Annotated in this window: 3 protein-coding genes; all 3 read right to left on the reverse strand. The window is 45.8% G+C overall.

What is annotated here, in order from left to right:
- The 3 genes from VPNCDNU1_RS03185 to VPNCDNU1_RS03195 are packed head-to-tail and all read right to left on the reverse strand — an operon-like array spanning nucleotide 1 to nucleotide 26,595.
- Entirely contained in the window at nucleotides 1-9,207 is a 9,207-nt protein-coding gene (locus tag VPNCDNU1_RS03185; RefSeq protein ID WP_104399024.1) for a non-ribosomal peptide synthetase, read from the reverse strand.
- Nucleotides 9,200-21,385, reverse strand: coding sequence for a non-ribosomal peptide synthetase (locus VPNCDNU1_RS03190; RefSeq protein ID WP_104399025.1), 12,186 nt, complete (start codon nucleotides 21,383-21,385; stop codon nucleotides 9,200-9,202). Before VPNCDNU1_RS03190 ends, VPNCDNU1_RS03185 begins: the two co-directional genes overlap by 8 nt.
- On the reverse strand, nucleotides 21,385-26,595 hold the full coding sequence (locus VPNCDNU1_RS03195; RefSeq protein WP_104399026.1) for a non-ribosomal peptide synthetase: 5,211 nt from the start codon (nucleotides 26,593-26,595) through the stop codon (nucleotides 21,385-21,387). The genes VPNCDNU1_RS03190 and VPNCDNU1_RS03195 overlap by 1 nt, the downstream gene beginning before the upstream one ends.
- Nucleotides 26,596-26,706 lie beyond the last annotated feature (111 nt).

A 26,706-nucleotide genomic window follows, 5' to 3' on the forward strand; every position in this document is an offset into this window, starting at 1 on the left:
TTATTTGTGCTTCCCCATTTTAGATAACATATTACGCGATCCTGTTTCATTCAAAATCGAGTAATGGTCACCATTAATCTCATGAATATTGATATCGGGAAGAATGTTTAACCACGATTCCGTGACATCTGTTTTTTCAGATTGAGAATGCTCCGACGCCACAAACAACCAAGCTTGCTTAACGTGAATTTTGCTAGGTTTGTATTGCCTCAACGCATTGGCATTCTTCTGGCAAGCAGAAACAACGCGCTCCAAATACTGGCGTGCTTCACTACCATTTGTATGCATGGCATCGATAATGTCATTCACTGAACTGTGCTCGTTCAATCGCCCTTTAAGTTCAGGGTATTGTTGCAAAACCTCTTTAACAAAAACCGAATTAGCAAACTCAGGAAGATGCTGTGCAGGATGGTTGAGCGCAGGAGGGTCTATCAAAACGAGCTCCACATCGTCACCTAACTGCTTCACCATTTCCTGCGCCACTACCGCCCCAAAAGACCAACCAATCACTCGCTTTACTCGATGACGAGAAATTTGAGCGCAATACTCTTGAGCGCACATTTGAATATTGTTCAATGACGCCCCTCCTTCCAATAAAGGATCTCGAATAGCGATCAGCTCTCTACTTTTCGGATAACACTCTCGCCACTTTCGGTAACCAGATACATCACCGCCTACCGGATGAATCAGCACGTCTACGTGCCGGATTTTTTCTAACTCGCCGCTTTTTTCTAACTCATCGCTTCTTTCTAAATGGGTGTTCTTTTCTAAATGCCCGTTTTTCTCTAGATGGAGACCAGCTTCCAAATGAAGAGTAAGTGAATCAATAGAGACATTCTGATTCAGTTGCACCAAGGTAAAAGCATCAGTAAACAATTCGTTTAGTGCATCCAACAAATCGAGCACCGTTAGTGAATCTCCGCCTAAGTCGTAAAAGCAAACATCGGATTCAATATCGCTCTCTTCCATCCCCAACACTTCTGCAAATAACGCTGTTAGCTTAAGGCGAATGTCTAAATTATTGTTTGCATCCTCGACTACCGAATTATTTGAATATCCGCTATGTTCGGCGCTGTTTTTATCATTACGAGTACGGACGTCCCGATGATTTAGCGAATGAAAGAAATCGCGTGCATCGTCCTGATTTAAAGGCGACACATACAAACAACCTTCGAATAGGCTATTTATCACCCTGTCAAAGACCTTCAGCCCTTCTTGAGGCGTTATCGCAAAATCTGTTTCACTTACGTGTTTTGCCATGCCCGTTTGCAACCATGTCGGGAAATTAACTGAAATCATGCGTGTTGTTGAATCCCTTCGGCAAGTAGACATCTGATTCAGATACGCATTTGCAGCGCTGTAATCAGTTTGCCCAGCCACAGGATAAATGGAAGACATCGACGAGCAATACAAAACAAACTCCGGCTTCAACTTATCGAGCGAATAAGCCAGCTGAATAGCACCTAGCACTTTAGCGCCAACGTTTTGTTGAAGAGTATCGGCATTGAGCGTGTGTAGCATCGCACCACCAGCTTCTCCAGCGGCGTGAACAATGCCTTTTACGTAGCCATAGGTTTGGTGAATTTGTTCCAGCAGCGATTGCCATTGCGCATCGTTTGAGATATCGCACTGGATGTGTTGCTCTCTCGCCCCTTGCTCAATACTTTCTTGCTTTGCTGAGCGAGATAGTCCTATCACCACGTTTTGGCTATCTTGCGCTAAAAGGTGCTGGGTTAAATGCCGTCCAATGCCTCCTTTCGAACCCGTAACAATATACACATTGGATTCGCTGCTCTGCTTACGCAGATCTTGCTCTTTCGGCGAAGCAAACTTTGTTGATTCAATAGGCGATTCTAGGAAAGAACGCTGCCATAAATAGCCGTGCCGTAAAGCGAAAAAGGGCTCATTAGGCTGGCTGAAACTGGCGCTCGATGAACTGAATAGATGGGTCAAAGAAGCCGCTAAATCAGATGACGACTCACTTTCACTCACATCCAAACAGTACCCATTCATACTTGGGTTTTCTATGGTCATGGTTTTAACCAAACCATTCATTAAAGCGCTATCAGGGTTAACCCGCTCATTTCCCAAAACCTCTACTGAGTTCGAGTTTAAGAAAATCACTTGGAATTCATTGGTCGAGCTGCATGTTTGTATGGCTTGAACCAGCTCAACTCGCTGCCACAAGGGTTGTATAGAACCACTTCCTGAATGATCACTCTGGCTAAATACGACTACATTTAGCTGTGCTACCTCGTTGGTTTCAGTATTCAACCATGCTTGCAAGTCTGCGGAGTCGGAAACGTAAGTGACTTGATTACCTTGCTGCTGATAATGCGTCATTACCCCATTATGGTATTCACTTTTGTTACCAATAAAGAGGGTTTGATTGCTTATCCCTTTAACCGTTTTTACTCGAAGAACCCGCTGCCAGCTTTCTTCCAAAAACCACTGTTCAAATGGTGCTCGAATTCGCTCTGCCGTGTGCTGGAGTTCACCGATTTGAATGGGTTTTGCGTAATATGGACTCAAGTACGATTTAGTATTGAATGGGGTTGGTGGCATATCCCATTTGAGATCGCCATTGATACTGTCATCGAAAGATCCAAGGACCACATGCGCGTTTGTGCCTCCCATACCAAAACTGCTAACGCCAGCGAATCTATTCCGACCTTCCCATGCATGGGCTTGCGAGCTCAAAGCAAACCCAGCCGCTTTAAAATCAATGGCTTCATTCGGATTATCTGACCAAAGCGTAACGGGGTAATATTGGTGATATAGGCACAAAGCCGTACGAACGAATCCTGCCACACCAGCCGCACTGCCTAAATGTCCCATCTGACTTTTAAGGGATCCTAGCTGACATAACCCACTTGTGTCTGGCGACCTTCGGTTCGCTTCAAACGCGGCAGACAAGGCTTCCACTTCAATTGGGTCGCCTAAAGGTGTGCCAGTACCGTGCGCTTCTACATACTGTACTTGCTCGGAAAATACTTGGGCATTTCGCTGGGCTTGTACGATAACATCGCGCTGACCATGAACAGAAGGAGCATAAAAGCTGACTTTGTTTCCACCGTCGTTGTTTACGGCACTGCCTTTCACCACACAGTAAATACGGTTGCCATCTTGCTTTGCTAAGTCGAGCCTTTTGAGTACAACCGCTCCTATGCCATTGGCTGGAACCGTACCGCTCGCCTGATTGGAAAAAGGTTTGCAATGCCCATCTTCCGATAAAATCATCCCTTTCCTGAATGGGTAGCCATCTAAAGTCTCTAGATCAGCGTTCACACCGCCAACCAACGCAATGTCGCAATCCCCCAGTTGAATTTGCTGACAAGCCTGATGAATCGCCACCAAAGAACTAGAGCACGCCGTTTGAGCCGTAATAGCAGGACCAGAAAGGTTAAGGTGGTACGCAATACGTGTGGCAATGAAATCTTTCTCGTTCAACAGCGATAGATGGTATGGGTCGATTTTTTCTTCACCATGTTTAGCAATGGCTGGACCATATGTATTGTCACTAGCACTCATGAAAACGCCGACCTTTCGAGCGTCTTCTAATAGAGATAAATGGGGCTCGATATTGGATCCATTCGAATCAACCTTTGTCTTTAAGTCAGTATTCTCTATGCCTGCATTCTCTAGAGCATGTACGGCAGTCATTAATGCATGCCGCTGCTGGGGATCCATCAACTTTGCGTCGTGCTCGGAAATACCAAAGTAAGCAGGGTCGAAATCTGTTACACCTAGCATACTTGAACGGACAGAAACCCAATTTTCCTCATCAAACTTTTCGCTGTTTTTGTCTAATGGAATGCACTCAATACACTCCTTGCCATTTTTAATGACTTCCCAAAACTCCGATAAATCACTCGCCGCTGGCAAGTTCACAGCCATACCAATAACCGCAATATCGTGGCTTTTTTCTATCTCACGGTTAACGGCTTTGCTGCTTTCTTTGGTTTGAGTACTTCCTTTACGCGCATTGCTTTCATTACTTTCGAAGTCACCGCAAGAAGCCTCTTCTTGCATTAGAAATTCTGCCAGTTTACGGATACTAGGATAAGCAAAAAGATCCACCAAATTAATCGGGGGGAATTGAGAACAAAGCCATTCGTCTTGCAATAATTGGCTATGCATTTTCATAAGATTTAAAGAGTTAAAACCGGATTCAAAAAATGGGGTATTTGGATGAATTTGAGCGCCATTTTGTTGGCTGAACATTGAAATTAAATGGTTTACTAGGGGCGATTCTGAATACGCTTTTTCTTGTTCACCATTATTGATTTTTGGTGCCAAATCGGGAATGGGAAGCGTATCGCGATCCAGCTTGCCATTCGGTGTTTCAGGCAAAGTATCCACCGAACAAAAGTGGCTTGGTATCATGTGGCTTGGTAACTGTTTAGCCAACGTATCCATTACAACTTGCTGCTTATTGGCAAGCTGACTTTCACTGAGTTCGACATACGCCACCAGCATTGCGTTTTCGCTTTGTTTTAACGCCACAGCACTGCGCACATTAGGCAAAGCAAGCGCTAATGCGGCTTCGATGTCACCTAATTCAATTCGATAGCCATTAAGCTTAATTTGATCGTCTTCTCGCCCGCAGAATATAAGTTCTCCATTTGTATTCCAGTAACCAAAATCACCCGTTTTGTAACAACGCTGAATAGCACCATTGATATCCAAATGAACGAAACGTTCTCGGGTCTTCTCATCTTGATTCAAGTACCCCAATGCGACGCCACTTCCACTGATGTGTATTTCACCAATCACGTTCTGGGCACAGAGCTGTGCGTGTCGATTTAAGACATGAAGATTTACCCCACAAATAGGATGACCGATTGGCAAAGCCGCATCATCATATGAATTCACTTGAGGCTGAAAAACATAGGTAGAGCAACCGACCGTCGCTTCAGTTGGACCATATTCATTGATCAATTTTGCCGAAGGAAGCCACTGCTGACATTGCTTTGCAGTAGTGGTATCAAATGCTTCACCACCGACTACGAAGCGATGTGGCAGTTCTAATTGCTCTTTTCCCAAGTAATGATTCAGGGCTTTTAGGTGGGTGGGCGTTAATTTGAATACCATCGGCTCCGTAGCATTTTTGATGGTACTGGCTAGCGAGTGAACATCATTCCCGTCTTGCGGTATCAGCTTCACCGTTTTACCCGCCACCAAAGGCGCAAGTAACGTGGTTACTGTTGCATCAAAATTTACGGAAGAAGACACCACGCCAGCGCTCACTTGCGCGTCTTCAAAATAATGATTTGCGCAATGGTCGAGGTAATTCAGTAATGCATCGTGAGGTATCTCTACGCCTTTCGGAACGCCTGTAGAACCCGAAGTGTAAATCACATACGCTCTGCCGCTGCCCTGCTTTTCAATCACCTCTGGTGGTGTGGTGACATCTAAGCGTTCTGAGCTTTGCTGGGACTCTTTGTGCGGTTCTTTTTGAGTGAGTGGCTTCAACTCAAAACTCGAATTCAGACAATAAACAGGGCTAGAAATCGAATCGGCTTCGCCTTTATGGGCAAAGCTATTTAAATTGCCCTCCTCCGTTAACAGCAAATCGAGGTTTGCTAACTCACACATAGTGTTTAAACGCTGCTTCGGGTAATCAGGGTCGAGGGGAAGATATGCTGCGCCCGACTTTAAAATAGCCATGACCGCCACTACCAGCTCGATGCCCCGATAAAAGCTCAGCCCGACAATCGTCTCACTTGGAGCCTGTTGGTATTGAGCACGCAACGCAACGGCGAGCTTTTCACTTTTCGTATCCAGTGCTTGATAACTAAGCTGCTGCCCTTCCATCTCCACTGCAATATTGTGTGGCGAAACGGAAGCTTGGTAAGCAAACCAATCCTCGACGCGGTGCCAAGGTAAAGAAGGCGATCTCGATTTATGCTCCTGCAATTGAGGTTTCGAGAATTCAGCAACTTGTGCCAACTGAGATGGCGACAGATGGGGTACCTGTTGAATCACTCGATCTAATGATCGGAATAAATGGGTTGAAAGGGTCATAAATGAAGACACTATGGCATTGGCTGCCTCATTCGATATCTTTTTACCCTGATATTCCAATACCAATTCCGCATTGTCACCGCAGTCGGTCACGAACAAGGTAATGGGAAATTTTGCTTCACCACTAAACAACGTTTGTGCGTTTATCTCCGCCCCTTTGATGGCAAGAACACTAGGGTCGGTATTTTCCAAAACCAACATACTTTCAATAACATCATCGCTTATTCCACTTACAGAGCGCTGCTGCACTAAGCTCGCGACATCTGCAAAATCCACCTGCTGATGCTTCTGAACTTGCGTAACGTTATGATGCGTTTTGTTTAGAAACTTGCTGACTTCTAACCCTATTGGCATCTCAATGTTAAAAAGGCAGGTATTCGCACACATACCAACCAAGTTTTCAAAATTGCCGCCTTCTCGGTTTGCCACAGGGGACGCTATCGCGACGCGATCTTGATGAAAATACCGATTTAGCGTTAAGCCCCAAATACCTAGTAATGCACTAAACAGCGACATACCTCTATTTTGGGCATTACTTTTTAGTGCATTCCACTCTTTTGGCGTGAGCGTTTTTTTCACCACACCATCAGGTTCAACTTGCTTGCTCACCAAAGATAGTGACGAAAACAAACTCGGCACGGTGTTCAACGGCTGACTTCGCCAAAACTCGATATGCTTCTGATAAGAACTTGCGGCAATAGTCGCTTGTCTTTGCTGGCTAAAATGATGGTATTTTGAAGCTTTTCTATCTACTTTAAGCGCCTGATTCGATGTGCATGCTTCATACGCATAGCTTAAATCATTCAGTAGAACATTGATGCTCCACCCATCAACAATTAAATGATGAAAACAAAGAACGAGATGATAAGTAGCTTGCTCCTGACTCCCGTTCACTTCGATTAAATCGGACGTAAACAGCGGGGCAATTTCAATGTTGAAGTGCTGAGTCACACGAGCATTAATTACTTCATTGACGAGGTTTTCTGACAGAAGTTGGTATCGCAAGGAACCCATCTCACTTTGGAATTCGCATTCCTCGACCTTGACACCTATACTCGATGTTGAAAATTGACTTCTCAATGCACCGTGTTGTTTTACAACGCTTATCCACGCCCTCTGCAATGCTTCAATATCTACATTTCCGGTCAGTGTGAAAACAAAAGGGGCATTGTAAGCCGTTGAATCGGTATTTAAATATTGCAGTAACGCCAAACGGCTTTGTTCTGGCGAGGCTGAATAGACATTCGATTGAGTTTCTGTTCTCGACTCCATGCCACTTTCTGGGCTTTTTTCAGATTCCGATTCAAATTCAGATAACGCAGCATATTGCTGCTCTATGTCCGTCGCCAGATGAATCAAGCTTGTGCCCGCCATAAAGTCGCCGACACTGAGCTCTAGGCTCCCCGATAATTGCTTTCTCAAACGAGCAATAATTCGCATGGCTTTCAGCGAATCACCGCCGTTCTCGACCAAGCTGTTTTCCAAAAAGCTATTTTCTAAAAAGCGGCTATTTTGGTTGGGGCTGCTTCCTAACCTCAATATCTCGTGAACGACGGAAACAAATGTCTTACTGACCGTCGGTGCAAGCAAGCCAACCTGATCGCTAAGTTGTGCAGTCCTTTGCTCACTGACTAGTTCAACGTGCTCCATCTCTCTAAGCCGACGTTTGTCTAACTTGCCGTTTTTATTAAGAGGCGCTTGAGAGATAGCAAAAAAGCGATGCGGCACCATATAACTCGGTAAATACTGGCGGATGTGCTGCCTCAACGCCTCTTTAGACACTTGTGAATGCAGAGATAGATACGCGTAGATATCCGTTTCTTGCTCCTTTACAGAAACACAAGAAGCATGCAGCACATCAGGATGAGACTGAATACACTGCTCGATTTCAGACAACTCAATCCGATGCCCTCGAACTTTGACTTGTTGATCCGCCCGCCCCAAGAACTCGATGTCGCCTTGCTCGTTTTGCATACCCAGATCGCCACTGAGGTAAACGTGTTCCTTTAACCAAGGCAAATACACAAACCGTTCTGCGTTTCGGGTTTTATCACCATAATATCCTTGCGCCAGAGCAGGACCCGCAATAGCGATCTCGCCCACCTCACCAGACAGAGCTAGCCTATTTTGTTCCACCACAACATAGACTTGAGTACGATTAATGCCCTTACCTATTGGCACTCTCGCATCACGAATGTACTTTTTGACATTTTCGGGTAGCAGGCGATGGCATGCACTAAACGTCGTGCATTCAGTAGGGCCATATACGTTGTATAACGCGGGATAATCGCTACCTTCAAACCCAGCACTCGTCGCAGCGTCGAAAAACGGGGTGGCATTACTGGCGACAAACGCTTCACCACCAACGAGTAGATGCTTGATGTGCACAAGGCTTTGTGGGAACTCCAACACCATAAGATTGAAGAGCCCCGTCGTCATAAAAGCGACATCCAACGCAGACTCTTCAATTTTGCGTGCCAAAGCTTGAGGATCGTTGATCTCTTCTTGTGTGAATACCACGGCAGTAGCACCGTTTAGCAAAGCACCCCAAACTTCAAACGTTAATGCATCAAATGAAGGGTTCGCGAAATTACCGACGCGTTTTCCAGATGTCAGCGGCACGTAATTGGGTTGATGAACCACACTTTTAATGCCAGAATTTAGAACGGAAACACCTTTCGGCAACCCCGTTGAACCTGATGTAAAAAACAGGCAAGCCAGCGTATCGGGGGAAGCTGTAGACGTTTTGAATTCAACTGTTTCACCACTTTTAACTTTTGATAAGGCGTGGTTAAACTCAGCCTTGAAGTCGAACAATTCTGCGACAATGTTCTCCGCTTCTTCAAGACGCCATAATTCTATTTGCTCGCTATAACTCAACACAGTTCGAATATCGCATTGCTCAAACAGTGCTTGTCTACGGCTAACGGGCATACTCGGTTCTATAGGCACATAACAAGCACCTAGTTTGATCACCGCGACCATAGTTGCGATCAGTTCTGCGGAGCGAGGCAAACACAAGCCTACATGTGCCCCTTCATGAACACCTATGTTCGCCAAAGATGACGCTAACGCATTAGAAATCGAGTCCAGTTCTGAATAACTAAGGCTCAGGTTCCCATCTTCAACCGCGATTTGATTACCCTGTTCTGTCACCACCTGCATGAATTGCTCAATCATGTGAAAGCTCCTTCTCGATCATACGGGCGACAGAATCAATGTAAGGTGGCTCCAGCAACGTCGAGTGATCACCCTGAATGGTTTCCACTTGGATGGTCGCTGCGACTTTAGCGGACCAAAAATCTCGCATCAGTTGCAGGTGTTCCTCGTCTTTATCATCGGTTGCCAATACTAGGATCGTTGGGGCACTAGACACGTCGAGAGTCAGTTTTTTTAATGTATCTAGGTGGTGGTTATACAGGCGGTGATAGCGTTCAATTTGTTGGTCTTTAATACCAGGGTACATGCCGTTGTAAGTAACGAGTTTCTGACGAAACACTTCATTCGAAACAGGTTGAATTTTGGCAAGCGCCGCTCTATTTTCAGTGGCTTCGCTGTCGAGAACTACCGCCGTCGAGAACGAACATCCTCGCGCTTTCATTACCCTCGCCATCTCGAAAGACACGATTCCACCATAGGAAGCGCCAACAAACACATGGGGCTTATCCAACAGCGATTTAACTTGATCTAAATAGTAGTGAGCCATGGCTTGTACATCGGATAAAAAATCTTCATCCGTATCAACTCCCTTCGCTTGAATTCCATAAACCCCGTATTCTTCAGGCATGGCTTTAGCGAATGAAAGGTAACCAAATGCTGTACCACCTGCGGGGTGAATACAGATAACATTCTTACCATTTTGACTGGGTCGAAACTCGATCACACCATGGGGCCAATTCGACGACGGCTGCCGTTGATTGGATAACTGACGCTGATTGGATAGTTGAGGCTGATTGGATGCCTCAGCACGAACCAATCCGCCTAATGCCTCAATGGTTGGGTGAATAATAAGTTCCGATACTGGGATACGTACTGCGAACTGCTTATCAATAAAGTGCATCACTTTGATCGCAGCGATTGAAGAGCCCCCGACATCGAAAAAGTTATCGCGTATTCCGATTTCTTTCTCGAGCAGAATCTCGCGCCATATCCGGTATAGTGCCATTTCCACATCGTCTCTTGGCGCACCGGTATTCACTTGTTTCTGATTGCTGTTTTCGACCAATGTAGCTAACGATTTAGCGTCTACTTTTCCATTGGGCGTTAGTGGCATTTCTTCCACGGTAACCCAAAGTGTAGGCACCATAAAATTGGGTAATATGGATCCTAAAACCTCTTTAAGTTGCGTTAGTTTTATTTCTGAATCTTCAGCGTTTGCAAATTGAACCGCTGCATAAAGTTGTTTTTCTGTGCCTCGATTTAGAGTGCCAACATAAGCTGCCTCTACGCTGTCGCTCACTAATATTCGCAGTTGAACCTCTGAAAGTTCGAGTCTTTGCCCCCGAATTTTGACCTGATGATCGACACGAGAAATAAATTCCAGCTGACCTTCTTGGTTGTAACGCACCAAATCGCCCGTTCTGTATAGGCGTTCTATGTGGTTGGCACCAAGCTGTTGATGAGCAAAGCGTTCAGCAGTTAAATCGCTTCGACCAAAATAGCCTTTTGCCAATCCTTTCCCACCTACGTACAGCTCCCCCATTTGCCCTAATGGAACCAACTGTTGACGATGATTTAATACATACGCAGTGGAATTCGCCGTTGCGCGACCCATAGGGTAATCAGAACGAAGCTCGGTGATCTCGTAGGTAGAACATATTGTGGAGTTTTCCGCGGGCCCATAAACGTTTACAAGATGCTTAGGTTTTCCGTATTCAAATATCGATTCAATGGTTTTTCCGTTAACGGCTTCCCCACCAAAAAGAAGATACTCTACGTTCGCAAACAGATTCGGTTTGAGCTCCACTAATTGATTCATCAACGCGGTTGCCATGCAGAATACCTTGATGTTGTGAGTAGCTATCTGCTCAGATAATCGGTTCACGTCCTGTACTTCGTCGTCTTTTAACACCACGACGGTAGCGCCATTGATGAGCGCCCCCCAGATATCAAAACTAGAAGCATCGAAAGAGAAGTTACTCACTTGTCCCACTGTGGTTTCAGGAGTAATCGACACAAAATTAGTGTTTTTCAATAAGCGAACCACGCCATTATGTGGCACTTCCACGCCCTTTGGTTGCCCCGTAGAACCCGACGTAAAGATCACCATCGCACTGTCACCGAGGTCGCGTTTAACACTGCAAAAGCGGCTTGGCTGTTCCCATTTATTCATGTGTTGTGGGGAAATATCGATGACGTGGTAGCGCGAATTGCTTGAGAGAAATTCTGCATTGCCATCCGTTAGAATGCATTGTGTTTCCGACAACGAAACCAATAATTCAATGCGTTCTCTTGGGTATTTCGCGTCCATCGGCACATACAAAGCCCCGAGTTTTAATACCGCCAGTACCGCCAAAACCATCTCTGCCGAGCGCTCAACGCATACACCTACGCGATCGTTTTCTTGAATACCTTTGGATTGCAAATGATGGGCAATCCTATCTGCAGCCAGACTTAATTCGCGATATGTCCAGCACCTGTCGCCTTCAATTAATGCGGTTTTATTGGGTGTGCTCGCTGCAAAATGTTCCACCAATTCGTGAATAGATTGCGTTGGGATCTCTGTTTGCGTGTTATTCAACTCACGTAACAGGTAATGCTGCTCTTGTTCACCCAACATTGGAACGTCTCGCAATGCGGAGTGCGAATTACCTGAAAAGGCATGCAGTATATTTTCTAAATGTGTAACCAACTGCCGCATCTGCCAATCGGTAAACTTGCTGCAATCGTAAGTTGCAGACAATGCCAACTGGGAGGTTTTATTGTTCTCGTTGTCTGTAGAAGTAGGTTTGTACGCTTGAAGCGAAATGCCATAATTAGTGTGCTCTACCGATTCGACTGCGGAGATTTGCCAACTTCCACCATGCTGAGCATTCCTTGCTTCATCGCTCACAGGGTAGTTTTCAACTACCAAAATGCTGTCAAATAAGGCTTGAGAAGCACTGCCTGCTTGCGCTTGAATCTCGAACAAAGGCAAAAAGCTGAACTCTTCAGACTGCGCATTTTGAACGTGCAACTTTTGTAGCCAGAGGTTTAATGAAGCTGAGAGATCAACATCAACCACTACAGGCACCGTGTTGATGAATAGCCCTATCATGGTTTCAGAACCAGCCAATGATGCCGGTCGACCAGAAATCGTCGAGCCAAATACCACCTGTTCACACCCAGAATAGGTCGACAGCAATAATGCCCACGCACCTTGAAGTACGGTATTTAAAGTGCATCCCGATTCTCTTGCTAGTCGTTCTAATCCTTGAGTTTGCTGCGAAGACAACGACAACGGCAATGTTTTGAATCTTTGGTCGCCCTTGTTAGCACCTAAAGACTCGTTAGCGTGTTCCGAGAACGACTTTAAAGGCAGCGGTGTAGGTTCTTCAAAACGGGAGAGTTGATCTCGCCAATACTGCCGAGCAAGTTGATGATCTTGATTTTGTAACCAATCAATGTAGCGGCGATAAGGCTTGGCAGATGGCAATGCCAGCGTAGAAGCGTTCTCGCAAGCCGCATAACAAGCTCGAAGCTCGCTCACAATTATAGGCAGACACCAACCATCCAACAGTGCATGGTGGGTAGACCAGATCAGTTTCCCCCGAACCTTTGAAAGTTGTACCCAATGAAACTTAGTGAGTGTTGGTGACGACACATCAAAACCTTCCCACTTTTCTTGATGCGCAATGGCGTCCACTTTGTCTTTTAATTCACCGGTGCTGTTTTGCGCATCACAACCGTTCCCTGCACCAAGACTGGTTAGATTCGTATGCTGCCAGCGCAGTATCCCCTCTTTTGCAACACGCTGATATCGTGTTCCTTCCTCTGAAAGCGCGAACGACGTTTTTAAAATATCGTGTCGATTGATAACAGCCTGCCATGCCAATTTGAGAATATCGGGATCAACGTTATCCAATGTGAGGGTGAGCTGGGTAACATACGCATCTTTTTCCAGCTCACTATGGAACAACAAGCCTTGCTGCATACCTGTTGCCGGATATACATCAATCAAAGAAAGGGATACGTTTTTATGGGCAGCTTCCCAAGTGTCGATGTCTACTTGGTGTAAATCAGATGCGCGAAAATCGGAAGGAGTGCGGCGAGTTGTTTCTTGCTGAACACAGTGATCAATAATCTGCGTGAGTCGTTTTTGAAATTGAACGGAAAACGCGCTGACCTGCTCATGAGAAAGACAGCCCGTATCATAATCCAGATCGAACGACAGAACGCCATCGCTTACTCGACAATTAAACGCCATCGCACGTGGCGTCATCTGCCCTTTCGAACCGTCTTCGACTCTAAATCCCGATACGACTGAAAAGGCTATCTGGTTTTTTTCAATTGAATCTGGTGCTGTATCGCCACCAAACTGACCAAGAAAGTTAAACAATATGTCTGGCTGAGCGGCGTTCTTATCGAGCGAGTCCGTGTACGATTTTAGCCAACTGTACCCCACACCTTTGTCTGGCACACTGCGAACTTGCTCTTTTATCGAGCAAATCAGATCGGATATTTGGGTACTATTCCCTGACAAGTTCATCGGGTAAATGGACGTAAACCACCCGACCGTTTCACTTAAATCGGCATTTTTCCCATTTAGGCAAAGGTGCTCGGCATGTCGTCCGTGCGTCTCTAAGGCAATAGAAAGGTACGTATTTTCTCTCTTGCCTACATTGCCTCCTTCTTCAATCTTATCTTCTCCAAATTCGGTATCGCGGCCCAAACTGAGAAGCAAGGCGACCAATAGAATATCTTGAGTATTGGTCCCGTAAGCACGATGGGCAGATTGAGTCAGTTTTAGCGTTTGGCTCGCCCCAATATCGAATTCAATATGCGCCATCAATGGATTTTGTGTAGCGCTGAAACGAGGCTTAATCGAGGCTTCTACCTTTCTCCAATATGGGATTGCTTTCGTCCCTGTATCACCAGTAATCCATTCGAGATTTCGGTTTGACCAAGCCGAAAACGACAAGGTTTTAATAGGCCGGAAATCATCAGGATGGAGCAGCAAAGCTTGCAAGTCATCCAACAGAATTCGCCAAGATACACCATCAATAATCAAGTGGTGAGCGACCACAAACAGCTTGTTGGTTTGCGTGGACCGGTCGGTAATTTTTACAAGTCGGAACAACGGACCTTGTGTGATATCCAGCTCACCAATAACACGATCGCACACAGCGGCTAGTTCGTTTTGGCTCTGAACCGCGATATCGCTCAACGCCTGTTGTAACCAATCATCGGTTATTTCTTGGTGGGTGGCCCGCCATATTTCTGCATTTTCACTCTTCGAATTGTCATCATCCAAATGAAAAGAAAGCCTCAGCGCATCATGTTTGTTGACTAATGATTCCACCACAGAAACGTAATACTCATCGGTTATCGCTTGATGTAACTCAAGCAGAATAGACTGGTTGAACCGATGAAGGCTCTCTGCATTCTTGGCGTGGAAAAAGAATTCTTTTTGAACGGGTAGTAGCGGTATTTCACCGCTAACAGAAAGAGATGAGGTTGAATGTGAAAATTCGCCTTCTAACGGATTATCATCATGGACAGAAACAATATCCGCCAATGCAGCGACCGTCGGCGCTTCAAATAGCTGACGCACCGTGTAGCGAACGTCTTGCGCGGAACAGCGAGACACACTTTGCATAGCAACGATAGAATCGCCCCCGAGTGCAAAAAAGTTGTCATTCACATCGATGTTCTCCAACCCAAGCAGCCTTTGCCATACTTGGGCTATGACCTGTTCCACCCGTGTTTTAGAGGAGGAACTGTGAGCAGCATCATTTGACGATAAAGAGTGAGAAGCCCGTTGAATCGGTTTGGCGCTTGGTAATGTGGTTTGATCAATTTTCCCATTAGGGGTAAGAGGCCAAACATCCACGAAAGCCCAAGCACTGGGCATCATATAGTCTGGTAATGTATGTTCTAACTGGTTTCTTACCGAGAATAAGAACTCTGCGCTTACATCTTGCGTTGACTCCATCGCAGAGCTCATCGCTTTTAAGCTCGTATCCCACTGAATGTAAGCGTTTAAAACCAGCGTGCCTCTGTCATTTTTTTCTGCCAGCACTTTGGCCGACTTCACGCCTGAAACTCGTGAGATACAATGCTCGATTTCACCCAGCTCTACGCGGTGCCCACGAATTTTCACTTGATTGTCAGATCGCCCAAAGAATTCGAGCTCTCCCCGAGCATTCAGCCGAACCACATCACCACTGTCGTAATAAACGGTATCGCTGTTTTCCAATTTCCTGAACTTATCTTTTGTCAGCTCAGGTTTACCTACATACGCTCGTGCAACACCGGCTCCACTCAAATACAAGCGCCCTTTTGCACCTTGCGGTACAGGGAGATAAGAATCATCCAATAGTGCATAGCCAACGCCTGCGATCGGTTTCCCTATCACATTCGCGGCATCGCCTTTTTCATACCGATGAACAGTAGAACATACGCTGTTTTCCGTCGGTCCGTATTCATTGAAAAGCTGTGTTCGATTAACTAATGAATGAATCAGATCGGTATCTGTTGCCTCCCCCGACACCACCATTCGTGGAATCAATTCCCCCTGCCCAGACACATCCAGCTCTTTTAGCAACGCTGGAGGAATGTACACCACGGCATAACGATCTGGTTGATAGAGTTTGGCTTGCAACTTATCTATATCAAAGCGCTCCGCCTCCGAAACGATATGCAGCGGACGACCACTGGCTAGGGCCCCCCAAATACTGGCTACCGATGTATCGAACGCAAAATTGGTTAAGTAAAGAAAACCAGCGGAGTCGCTTATCTCCGATGCGCTCAGGTTTAAGTACTCATTTTGGTTTTGAATGTAATTCGCCACACCTTGGTGCTCGACCATCACCCCTTTCGGTTGTCCTGTCGACCCTGAGGTATAAATGATGTACGCCAGCTGTTTGGGGGACAATTGTTTATGAGGTAATTGGTGAGTTGGTAATTGTTTGGAAGATAAGCGACTAATCTGCTCACCCAAAAGCGATTCTAATTCGATGGGTATCAACCTTTCATCCGGCAGTTCAGACAAGGTAGTTTTCGCAAGCTTTATCGATGTCAGAACAAATTGTGCTCCGCTGTCTTCAATAATTTGGTTCAGCCTTTGACTCGGCTGGTTGCTGTCCAGCGGTACATACGCGCCACCAGCTTTTACAACACCAAGCATGGCAATGATCATCTCTGGCGAGCGGTCTAGCACAATGGCTATCGGTTCTTCCGGCTTCACACCTTCGCTAGCCAGCATATTCGCTAGCCGATTCGCCAGTGCATCCAAACGCTCAAAACTGATCTCACGCTCTTCACACACAAGCGCGATACCCTTTGGATGACGCTCTACCTGTTTGTCGAACAATGCCAATAACGTCGTAGATTGGTCGTCTGGTTGTGCGTTATCGGCTTCTATGTCGAACACGCTCCAATCAGCAAGGGCGTGTGTTTTCACCTTGGATTTAGGTTCTGCAACGAGCTTGGAAATCAATGTTTCAAAACTCACAGCCATAGACTCTATCGTCACCTGCTCAAAAATATCACTAGAGAAATTCCAAGAGAACGCAATCCCATCCGAGGATTGTCTAACACCCAACGTTAAATCAAACCTAGCCTCAGTAGAATTTGGGGATACTGCCGCTGCCTGAGTGAAACCAAAATCAATGGTCTCATGGCTTTCTTGCTCCATGGAAAGCATAACTTGGAAGATTGGAGGGCAATTGAGCTGACGGCGATGATTAACCAGCGAGATCATGTGCTCAAATGGCAAAGATTGATGCTCAAAATCTTGCAAAATGTGTTGATGATTTCGCTTGAGTAAGGACTCAAAGTTATCGGATGGTTCCACCTTTGCGCGAAGCGGCAGGTTGTTCACAAAAAAGCCGACCAAGTCGTCTAACTCTTTTCGCTCACGGTTTGCAACGGGCGTCCCTATAACGATCTCTTCAACTCCAGAGTAGCGTGTCAGCAAAAGAGAGAAAGCACTGTAAATAACGTTAAACAACGTCGTGCTGTGTTGCTTAACTGAGGAGGTGAGATTCGCCGACAATTTCTCCCCCAAGGAACGTTGGAACGCTTTACCTTGGTAAGTTGGTGTTTCTGGGCGCGCAAAATCGAGTGGCAGAGCGTGCTGTTCAGGGGAGTCTTTTAGCCGTTGATCCCAATAGGCTTCTAAACGATGTCGAAGACAGCTTTCATGACCGTACTGTTCCCGTTGCCACACCGCATAATCGCGGTATTGCAATGGTAACGGCTTTAAATCTTTGCACGAATGGTTAGAACAAAATGAGAGATAGTAATGCTGAAGTTCGTTTAGCAGTATCGATAAAGATAAACCGTCTGTCGCGATATGGTGAACCACTATAAATAAGCGACTCTTACGCTCTCCTAGTTTAGCTAACCCAACTCTGAATACTTCACCTTTAGCCAATTCAAAAGGTGTATCAACCATGTTCCTTTCGAACTCACCTAGCGCTTTCTCGTTGTTCAGATCGGTTTGCTCAGTTACATCTTCAGTAAAAAACTGGAATGCGTCTTCGCCCATCGTGATTTGTTCAGCACTCGAAGCTCCGTTTGAACCTTCGACCACTTGATACCCCGTTTGGAGTATTTGATGGCGTCGAATCAAAGCCAGACAGGCTTGATAAAGTGCCTGATGATTTATGTTTTCGTCCACATCATAAATTAAAGGTACCGCGTAAAATCGCCCTTTTGCTTCAAGTAAATCTAACGCCCATAAGCGTTGCTGAGAGTATGATAGTGGCGCAACACTCTTGGTCGCAGCTCTCGGAATAATGGGTATATGACCATTACTCTCTTGCTCTGACGAGCTGATAAGTTGCTCATCGAGAACCTCTGCCATTTGTTCAATTGTGGGGGCGTCAAACAACACTTTAAGTGACAAGCGAACACCAAAATGCTCCTGAATTTGGCTGATCATTTTGATCGCGAGAAGAGAGTGCCCTCCTAATGAAAAGAAGCTTGCCTCTATATTTTGGATATCTTGTTCGAGTAATTCCGACCATATCTCACAAAGCGAACGCTCGGTATCCGATGTGGGTACCTTGCTTTCGGATTGCAGGTGAAACGTAGGAAGAGGCAGTGCGCGACGATTTACTTTACGGTTGTCCGTTAATGGGAATTCAGGCAATACCACAATGAAATTCGGCATCATGTACCTTGGAAGCGCCCGTTCCAACCTTGATTTCAATGCTTCTTCTAGCTCAAGACCATCGGCTTGGCTCTTGATGTAGGCAACCAATATCTGCGGCTCACCTATTGATGGTTCAGTGCTCGTTATCCGGCTTTTAGGTATCGCAGTCACTAGGCTTTGTTCGACGTCTGAGTGCTGCCTTATTTGATGCTCAATATCACCCAGCTCAATTCGAATTCCATTCACTTTTACTTGGAAATCTTTACGCCCAACGATCTCGATGGTCCCGTCTGGCAACCATCTTCCTAAATCACCCGTTTGGTATAAGCGATGCTTTTCTTTTAGAAAAGGATCAATGCGGTATTTTTCAGTCGTGAGTTCTGGCTGCCCGAGATATCCTCTTGTGACGTTGTCACCAGAAAGATACACCTCGCCAATGCAACCAATTGGTCGGTGTTGATGAAAATCATCCAGAACATAGTAATGGTTGTTCGGAAACGCGCGCCCAACGTGAATGCGTGGGTTATCAAGAAACGCTTCGTTGCCGGAACAATAGACCGTGGTTTCCGTTGGTCCGTACAAGTTGTAAAATCGAGCCGTGCTTCCACTGCTCAATAGCTTATCGTGAAGTTGCCTACCAAGTGCATCACCACCCGTCAGCATTTTCAAACCATCGTATGGCTGCCAACCGTCGTCGATCAGCATTTGCCATGTAGAAGGTGTCCCCTGCATCATACTTATGCTGTGTTGCTGCTGGCATTGCGCGATAGAAGAAGGAGAGCGCGTTTGCTCCCAATTCAGCAGTACCACTTTTGCTCCCAACATTAACGGTAAGTACATTTCCGTTACATGGATATCAAACGCGGGTGGCGCAATGGAAGCGACGACATCCGTTGGTTCCAACTCGACCGTGTCTTGCAATGAAAACAGAAAGTTCGAAACGTTTTTGTGTTCAACCATCACGCCTTTTGGAACACCAGTGGAGCCGGACGTATAAATCACGTACGCAAGATGGTCTGGCTGCGATGCGATTCCCCGTTCACTAGGATTTGTATGAGCAAGCGGGTCTGACTGTGAAGCTGGGGAAAGCTCGGTCCAAAAATCGGGGTCACTTAAATCCACCACTGTATGAACGGATTGAGCCGTTGCTCTATCTAATTCAAAGGAACCTGCCACCAGCAGTACTTCGACAGACGCCAAAGACAGTATTTGATTCAAGCGCTGCTCTGGGTGATTAGGATCCAGCGGTAAATACGCGGCACCACATTTTAATATCCCCAAAATCCCAACCAAAGACGTATGCGACCAAGCATCAATCAGGCCGACACATTGATCGTATTTCACACCTCTATCAATCAAGTAGTTTGCAAGGTGATTGGCTTTTTCGTTTAACGCGTGATAGCTGAGGCTTTCAACGCCTCCATTGGCATTAGACCATTCGCACGCAACGCTATCGGGAGTTTTGGCGGCTTGTTCTTCAAACAGCGTGACAAACGTTTTGTCTAGCGGGTAGTCCCTGCCAGTTTGATTCCAAGACGCGATGGTTTGCTCGGCTTTCAGCGAAATCAACGGTAATCGATAAATATCGGATTCAGGGTCAGCCAATACACCTTGAATCAGTGCATTCAACGCTTCTTGCAGCGATGTAATGGTAGTTTCATGGAAAAGGTTATCAGCAAACACCCACGTCGCCTCCAACACCTCCCCTTTGTCCATGATGTGAAGTTCAAGTTCGAAGTTGATGTTGCTACGCTCAACCACCACGTTTTCACACGGAATACCATCGATATCGAGTTGAAACTCCCCTTCTTCGTGCAACGCAAACAGCACTTGTAAAATGGGTGAAAAGCCGCTTCTTCTCTCATGCCCTAGTTGTTGAACAATGCGCTCGAATGGCACATCTTGATGGCGAAACGCTTCCGCTATTTTGGTTTTTGAATGCTTGAGTAAACTCAGAAAGGTATGATCATTTTCGAGATTAAAACGAAGGGCTAAGGTGTTAACAAAAAAGCCAATAAGTTGTTCTGAACCCGACACCTGACGCCCAGCGACTGGCGTACCCGTTACAACATCGGATCGCTCTGTCCAACGCCCAATCAACAGTGAGAAAAACGTTTGAAGTAACGTAAATAACGAAACCCCTTGTTGCTGGGCAAAGGCTCTGAGTGTCGCGGTTAAATGTTTATCCAAAATTTGTCGGCTAATCGTGCCCGAAAACTCAGGCGTATCGGGGCGCGGAAAATCAGGGGTTAAGCTGTTGAGCTCTTCAACACCTTTCATTTGGTTAAACCAATACGCTTCTCTGGCTTTTAAAGCCGTATTACCTTCAGTTTGTTGCCATGCAGCATAATCGCCGTACTGATAATCTAAAACTTGTTCAATCTTCCCTGTAGACAAATACTCATTAAGGGCATTGAAAAAAAGTCGGTAAGACAAACCGTCAAACACAATATGATGGAATACAAACAGGATAAGAGTGCTATTCGAGTTTGAACTGGCTTTTGTGCTCACTCTGAATAAAGGGGCTTCAGATAAGATAAATGGTCGGCTTGCCTCTTCCGCCATCCATTCCTCATCTGTTACAGCATTGGAAATGCTTGGTGTATCAGGACATTCAGAAATAGTGAATAGAACGTCTGGCGATATAACCTGTTCAGGTATGCCATCCATAATCTGGAATTGCGTTTTGAGCACCTGATGCTTTTCGATAATGGCATTAATGGCGTTTTCCAGCTTCTTAATGCTTGGCTTACCACTCATTCGAAACGCTGTCGCCATATTGTAAGGTGCTTTATCTCCGTATAACGTTTCTAAGTAAAATAGCCGTTGCTGCGCAGACGTTAAGGGAAATCGCAACCTGTTGGCTTCTTTCTTTGGGGTACTGGTGCTTTGCTTTGTGTGTTGCTGCAAAAACGCAATCACTTCGGATTTACTGCTGCGCAATGCCGTGGCTAATTCTTTGCTCAGACCATTTTTGGCTTTATATTTTAAGGCGCCGTTATCTAGGTAAAGGTGTACACCTTGCGATTTCGCTAACCGAATCAATTCGTGAGCCATTAGATTTCACCCTCTTCCAAGAATTCGGAATCGGATCCTTCACCTTCAATCTCACCCCCACTTCCAGAGATGCTAGAGAACCCGTCGTCTTGAACCGCGAGAATACTCTCGATGTAACTCGCCAATTCACGCACCGTGCTGAATTCAAAAAAGTCACTCATTTGGAGCTCGACCCCTTGCTCCATTCGGATACGAGCAATAATCCGCATGGCCAAAAGCGAATGCCCTCCAATCGAGAAAAAGTTGCCGGTAACACTGAGCGAAGGCAGCTCTAAACATTCCAGCCAGATAGCGAGAATGGTTTCTTCCATAACGCCGCTGGCACTCTCAAAGGTGGTTTCTTCTTCAAACGGTGAAGGCAAACGACGTTTATTAAGTTTGCCTTGTTCGGTAAGTGGAAGGGAATCTAAGATCAGAGTGGCACTGGGGCGCATGTATTCAGGTAGGGTCTTTTTAAGAGACACGCGTACTTTTCTTGCTAGCTGGCGTTCATACTTGGTGCTGTTACTTTTCCATGCAATCGCATCATGCTCCGTTAAGGTTACATAAGCGTATATTGCGCCTTGTCTAACAACCACAGCAGCTTGCGCCACCTCTTCAAGTTGTAAAAGTTGAGCGCTAATTTCCCCTAAAGAAACACGATAACCTCGAACTTTAACTTCATCATTCAACCGCCCGAGATATTGAAGTTCACCGCTAGGTAACCAGCGAACCAAATCCCCTGTTTTGTACCACCGAATATCCGAAGCAAACGACGAAACATCCCCTAGGGAAAAGCGTTCTTGGGTTAATTCCGCTTGATTAAGATAACCATTGGCTATGCCAGCGCCCCCCATGAACAATTCTCCGGGAACACCGATGGGGGCTAAATAGCCATCGATAGTCACCGCCGCAAAAGCATTGGCGATAGGACGCCCTATCGGTGGTGCTAACGACTCCGGTCCATCATCACCCATTGTCTTAGGAGTAAGCTTGGCGAACGTCGCGTCGATGGTCGTTTCTGTAGGGCCATACAGATTGTAAAAGCTGGCATCAAATCCTTCAGGAAACACAACATTACCGAGTGCATCCCCACCAACTAGTAGGTTTTTAAGCGAGCTTGGCCATTTAAACTGGCTGGCACAAGCGGCTTCAAGTAACCCTGTCGGTAAACAGCTATGAGTGACGTTGTGGCTGTTCATGCAATCGGATAACGCTGTGAGGTTATCTCGATCTTTATCTTCAATCAAAACCACATGCCCAGCGGACATAAGCAAAGGAAAAACCTCGGCTAAAAAGGCATCAAACCCAGCAAAAGCAAGGCTCGTTCCGATACTATCTTCGTTCAATTTGAATTGGTCGATGTGCCAGCAACATTCATTGTGAAGCGACGATTGCGTCACCTCGACCCCTTTTGGAACGCCAGTAGATCCAGATGTGTACAACACGTAAGCACTGAGATTGTCTTCAAAAATAGGGGTTCGCCAAACACGGCTGGTACTATCACTGCCAAAGCATTGGGAAATGTCCAGCGTGAGCGGTGCTAACGATCCAACGGCTTCATTGTTGTCTTGATGAACCGAATCACGTCCATCAAAAAGCAGTATCGAAATATTGGCATCTTGCGCCATAAATGCCTGACGCTGACGCGGTAAACTCGGGTCTATAACCACCGCACAACCGCCTAACTTAAACACCGCAAGCATGGATGCCACCAGCTCAATGGATCGACCTGCTGCAATACCAACTCGTTCACCAGGTACAATACCCAGAGCATCCATATCAATGGCAATTTGGCTCGCTGTTCTATCCAGTTCTGCGTAGGTAATATTTTGATTCTTAGTACTCAGTGCCACTTTTTGTGGGAAGTTCTGAACCCCCTTTTCAATCAAAGCGGCAATGCTCGATTTGGTGTATTTGTGTCGAACAGAGTGAGATAGCGCACCGCCAACCCCCCAGCCCTCAACCAAGCACTTGGATTGATTAGGTGTTATCGCCGATACAGAAGATAAAGGCTGTGATGCCATGGATTCATAGCTTTCACTCAACTGCAAAAACAAGCAATGGAAGCTTTCCAAAAATACGGCGATTTCTTCGGGTGAATACACATCGCTCCGGTATTCCCACAAAAAATGAACCTCACCGTCTTGATTGAACGACTCGCCACGCGGCACAACCAAACAATCTAAGTCGAACTTGGAGGTTTCCGAAATCATGGTTTCATCTTTGTACCAGTCCAGATCAGGTATGGCATCAACATCGATAGGCGTATCGTGAAAACCCAAAAGAACATTAAAAAACGGATTACTGACGGAAGATCTATCTGGGTTTAACGCTTCCACTATTTTTGTGAACGGCAGCTCTTGGTTGTCTTGCGCCTCATCAATCACACGTTGGGTCTCGGTAAGAAAGTCAGAAACGCACAGCGTCGAATCCATCGCCTGCCGAAGCACCAAAGTGTTCACCAACATGCCGAGGGTACCGTGTGAATCTCGCCAATTTCGGTTAGCAAAAGCAGAGCCAAACGTGAGGTCTTGTTGCCCTGAATATCGCCACATACAGAGATAAAGTACAGCGGAAGTAAAGGCGAATGGCGTCATGCCGAGCTGCTGACATTGATGCTCCATTGATGACCACTGGGCTTTGGTAAACACCATTTTTTGATGCCCACCAGAAAAACCGAGGGAATGGGATTGCTTGCCAAATAGCGTGACACCTTGAGGGCTGCCTTCTAGCTTACCTTTCCAGTAATCCAGCTGTTCGGTTGCTTCTTTCGACTCTAACCATGCCTGTTGCGCCACATGAAAATCATAATATTGCGCGACAGGTTCTGGCGTCCATTTGGCATCGCTAGATTCCTTACCATGTGAGTAAGCGCGGTACGCTTCCATCATTTCCCGAGTAAATTCGCTGCCGCTCCAACCATCGTGAATAATATGATGCTCTTGGTGCAACAGCACGTGATCGGTAGGGCTAAATCGGATTAATACGAACTCGGCAAGAGGTAGCGCTGAAAGATCGGAAATACCTGGCAGTTCTTGAGTCAACACACGGTCAATAACGGCTTTTTTATCTAGGACTATGTTGCCATTTGAGCCAGCTTCAGCGTGCTCTATGACCGATTCGGCTTCAATTACCTTGAGCTTCATTTCGAAACTGGGCAGCACAGTTTGCATAGGTTCACCAGATTCATCGTTGAAAATGGTTCGATAAATATCATGACGAGCAAACAAGGCGTTGAGCGATTTTTCCAATGCATGAATGTTCAATTCACCCGAAAAGTGAATCGCCGCTTCCGCGAGGTAGGCTTTACTCTCCGGTTGCTGCTTGGACATATACCAAGCCACTAACTGTTGGCTTGATAAATCGAACATTTCTGGTCTGTTTTGGTGTTGAACTAAAGCTTTTGAAATAGCTTCGGTTTTTGAATTAGCACCAGTTTTTGAATTGGCATCGGCTATAGGAGTTAAACCCTTCGCAGAGATAAGATTCTCAATCCCTGAAATGGTTGGGTTTTCCCTAAACTCGCGCATGCTCAAGCTGCAATTGAAAACTCGGTTTATTTGGTTGATCAACCGAATGGATGCAATCGAGTCGCCCCCTTTCTGATAAAAATGATCATCATCGGCTAAATCTACTCCCCCAAGTTCTGATACAAACAGTGCTTTTAGAGCATTATCACTTTGCGTGACAACCTCTTTTGAATCAGCAAGATGAATGTTTTGAATAGCCAAGCGATCGACTTTCAAGTTTGCCGTTAGTGGCATGGAATCCAGCCATTGAAACACTCTTGGTAAATGGCTTTCAGGCAACATTTCGGTTAGTTGCTGGCGTACATGATCGGTTTCATCACCTGTGACTTTTTCGTTTCCGGAGATAAACGCCGCCAGATACTTATTGCCACCTGCGTCATGCTTGACCACAACACACGCGTTTTCTACCGTTTGAAGCGACTTGAGGCTTTGCTCGATCTCTTCAAGTTCCACTCGATTGCCACGAATTTTAACTTGATGATCTTTTCGCCCAACAAAATGCAGCTCTCCCTTCGAGTCCAATTTCACTAAGTCGCCGGTTTTATACCAAGTCCGACCATCTTGACGTTGTTCAAACGATTTGGCGGTCTGACTCGGGTTGTTTATATAGCCTAAAGATAACCCCACCCCAGTTGCCCAGAGCTCCCCTACTTCATCCGTATCAACGGGAGCGCCACTGTCCCCAACAACCAAAACCTCGGTTCGGTCAATTGGCTTGCCCAAGGTGATTGGCTCGGCATCCTGCACTGAATGTAACGAGGTACAAATCGACATTTCCATCGGACCATAGCCATTAAAAACGCTGCACTTTTGGGTCCATTGCCACAACAAGCTTGGGTCGGCAACATCTCCAACAGATGCCATGGCTTTTAATGCGTATGAACGGCTGATGTCCAAGTAAGGCAACATAGTTGAAGGAAAAATAGCGTGCGTGACCTGCTTTCGAGCTACAAATTCTGCCAACGCATCCGGTGCTGTGCGGTCATCTTCTGGAATGATCACCAATTGAGCGCCATTAGTCAGAGCCAACAGCCATTCAAGTGTCGCGGAGTCAAACCCTAACGATGCGTAATGGAGGACAGTGGAACTGGCATCGAGCCTCATCTTTTTGCTGAGTGAAAAACTGGTATTGAGTAAACCAAGGTGTGTTAATGCCGCGCCTTTTGGTACTCCTGTTGATCCAGAAGTATGAAGAATGCACGCCACATCATGAACTTTTGGAGAACGACCATCTGCAAACGAAGGGTCTTCCGAAACTCTTAAGTTTTTAATTAATCCTCTTTTCACATATGGGTCATCGCCGTGATTGGAGAGGTCACTAAATGTATTGTCTTCATCGCAAATCAGATAGTCGCAGTTCGCGTTTTCATACATATAACGCTTTCTGTCTGCTGGCTGGTTGGGGTCAATAGGCACATAGATTGCCCCAGCTTTAAGGACACCGAGCATGGCAATGATCATGTCATTTCCACGCTCAAGTGAAATACCAACAGACAACACAGAAGCCGACGATTCGTTTTGTATCAAGCTAATGTGATAGGCAACATTGTTGCTAAGAACATCAACCTGTGCATAGGTTAAAAATTCAACATTATCATCTAAGGCAGGGGAATCAGGAGAAAGACGTACGTTATCTATAAATATACTTACGATTGAGTCAGTTATGGATTTTTTGTTTTTTTTATCGTTTGAAGTCATCTGCCACTGCCTATCTTTTTGATACAAAAATTTACATATTCTTATACAATATCCCGAAGTTTGTAAACGACTTGTTAAAGTTTATAATGGTTTGCTCATAAAACTAATTTT

The sequence above is a fragment of the Vibrio penaeicida genome, assembly GCF_002933855.1.
In the GTDB taxonomy this organism is placed as follows: Bacteria; Pseudomonadota; Gammaproteobacteria; order Enterobacterales; family Vibrionaceae; genus Vibrio; species Vibrio penaeicida_A.

Bases quoted from the DNA above. Each gene is read 5' to 3' on its own strand.
- VPNCDNU1_RS03185 (WP_104399024.1), bottom strand. From the start codon at position 9,207: ATGATTGAGCAATTCATGCAGGTGGTGACAGAACAGGGTAATCAAATC.
- VPNCDNU1_RS03190 (WP_104399025.1), bottom strand. From the start codon at position 21,385: ATGGCTCACGAATTGATTCGGTTAGCGAAATCGCAAGGTGTACACCTT.
- VPNCDNU1_RS03195 (WP_104399026.1), bottom strand. From the start codon at position 26,595: ATGACTTCAAACGATAAAAAAAACAAAAAATCCATAACTGACTCAATC.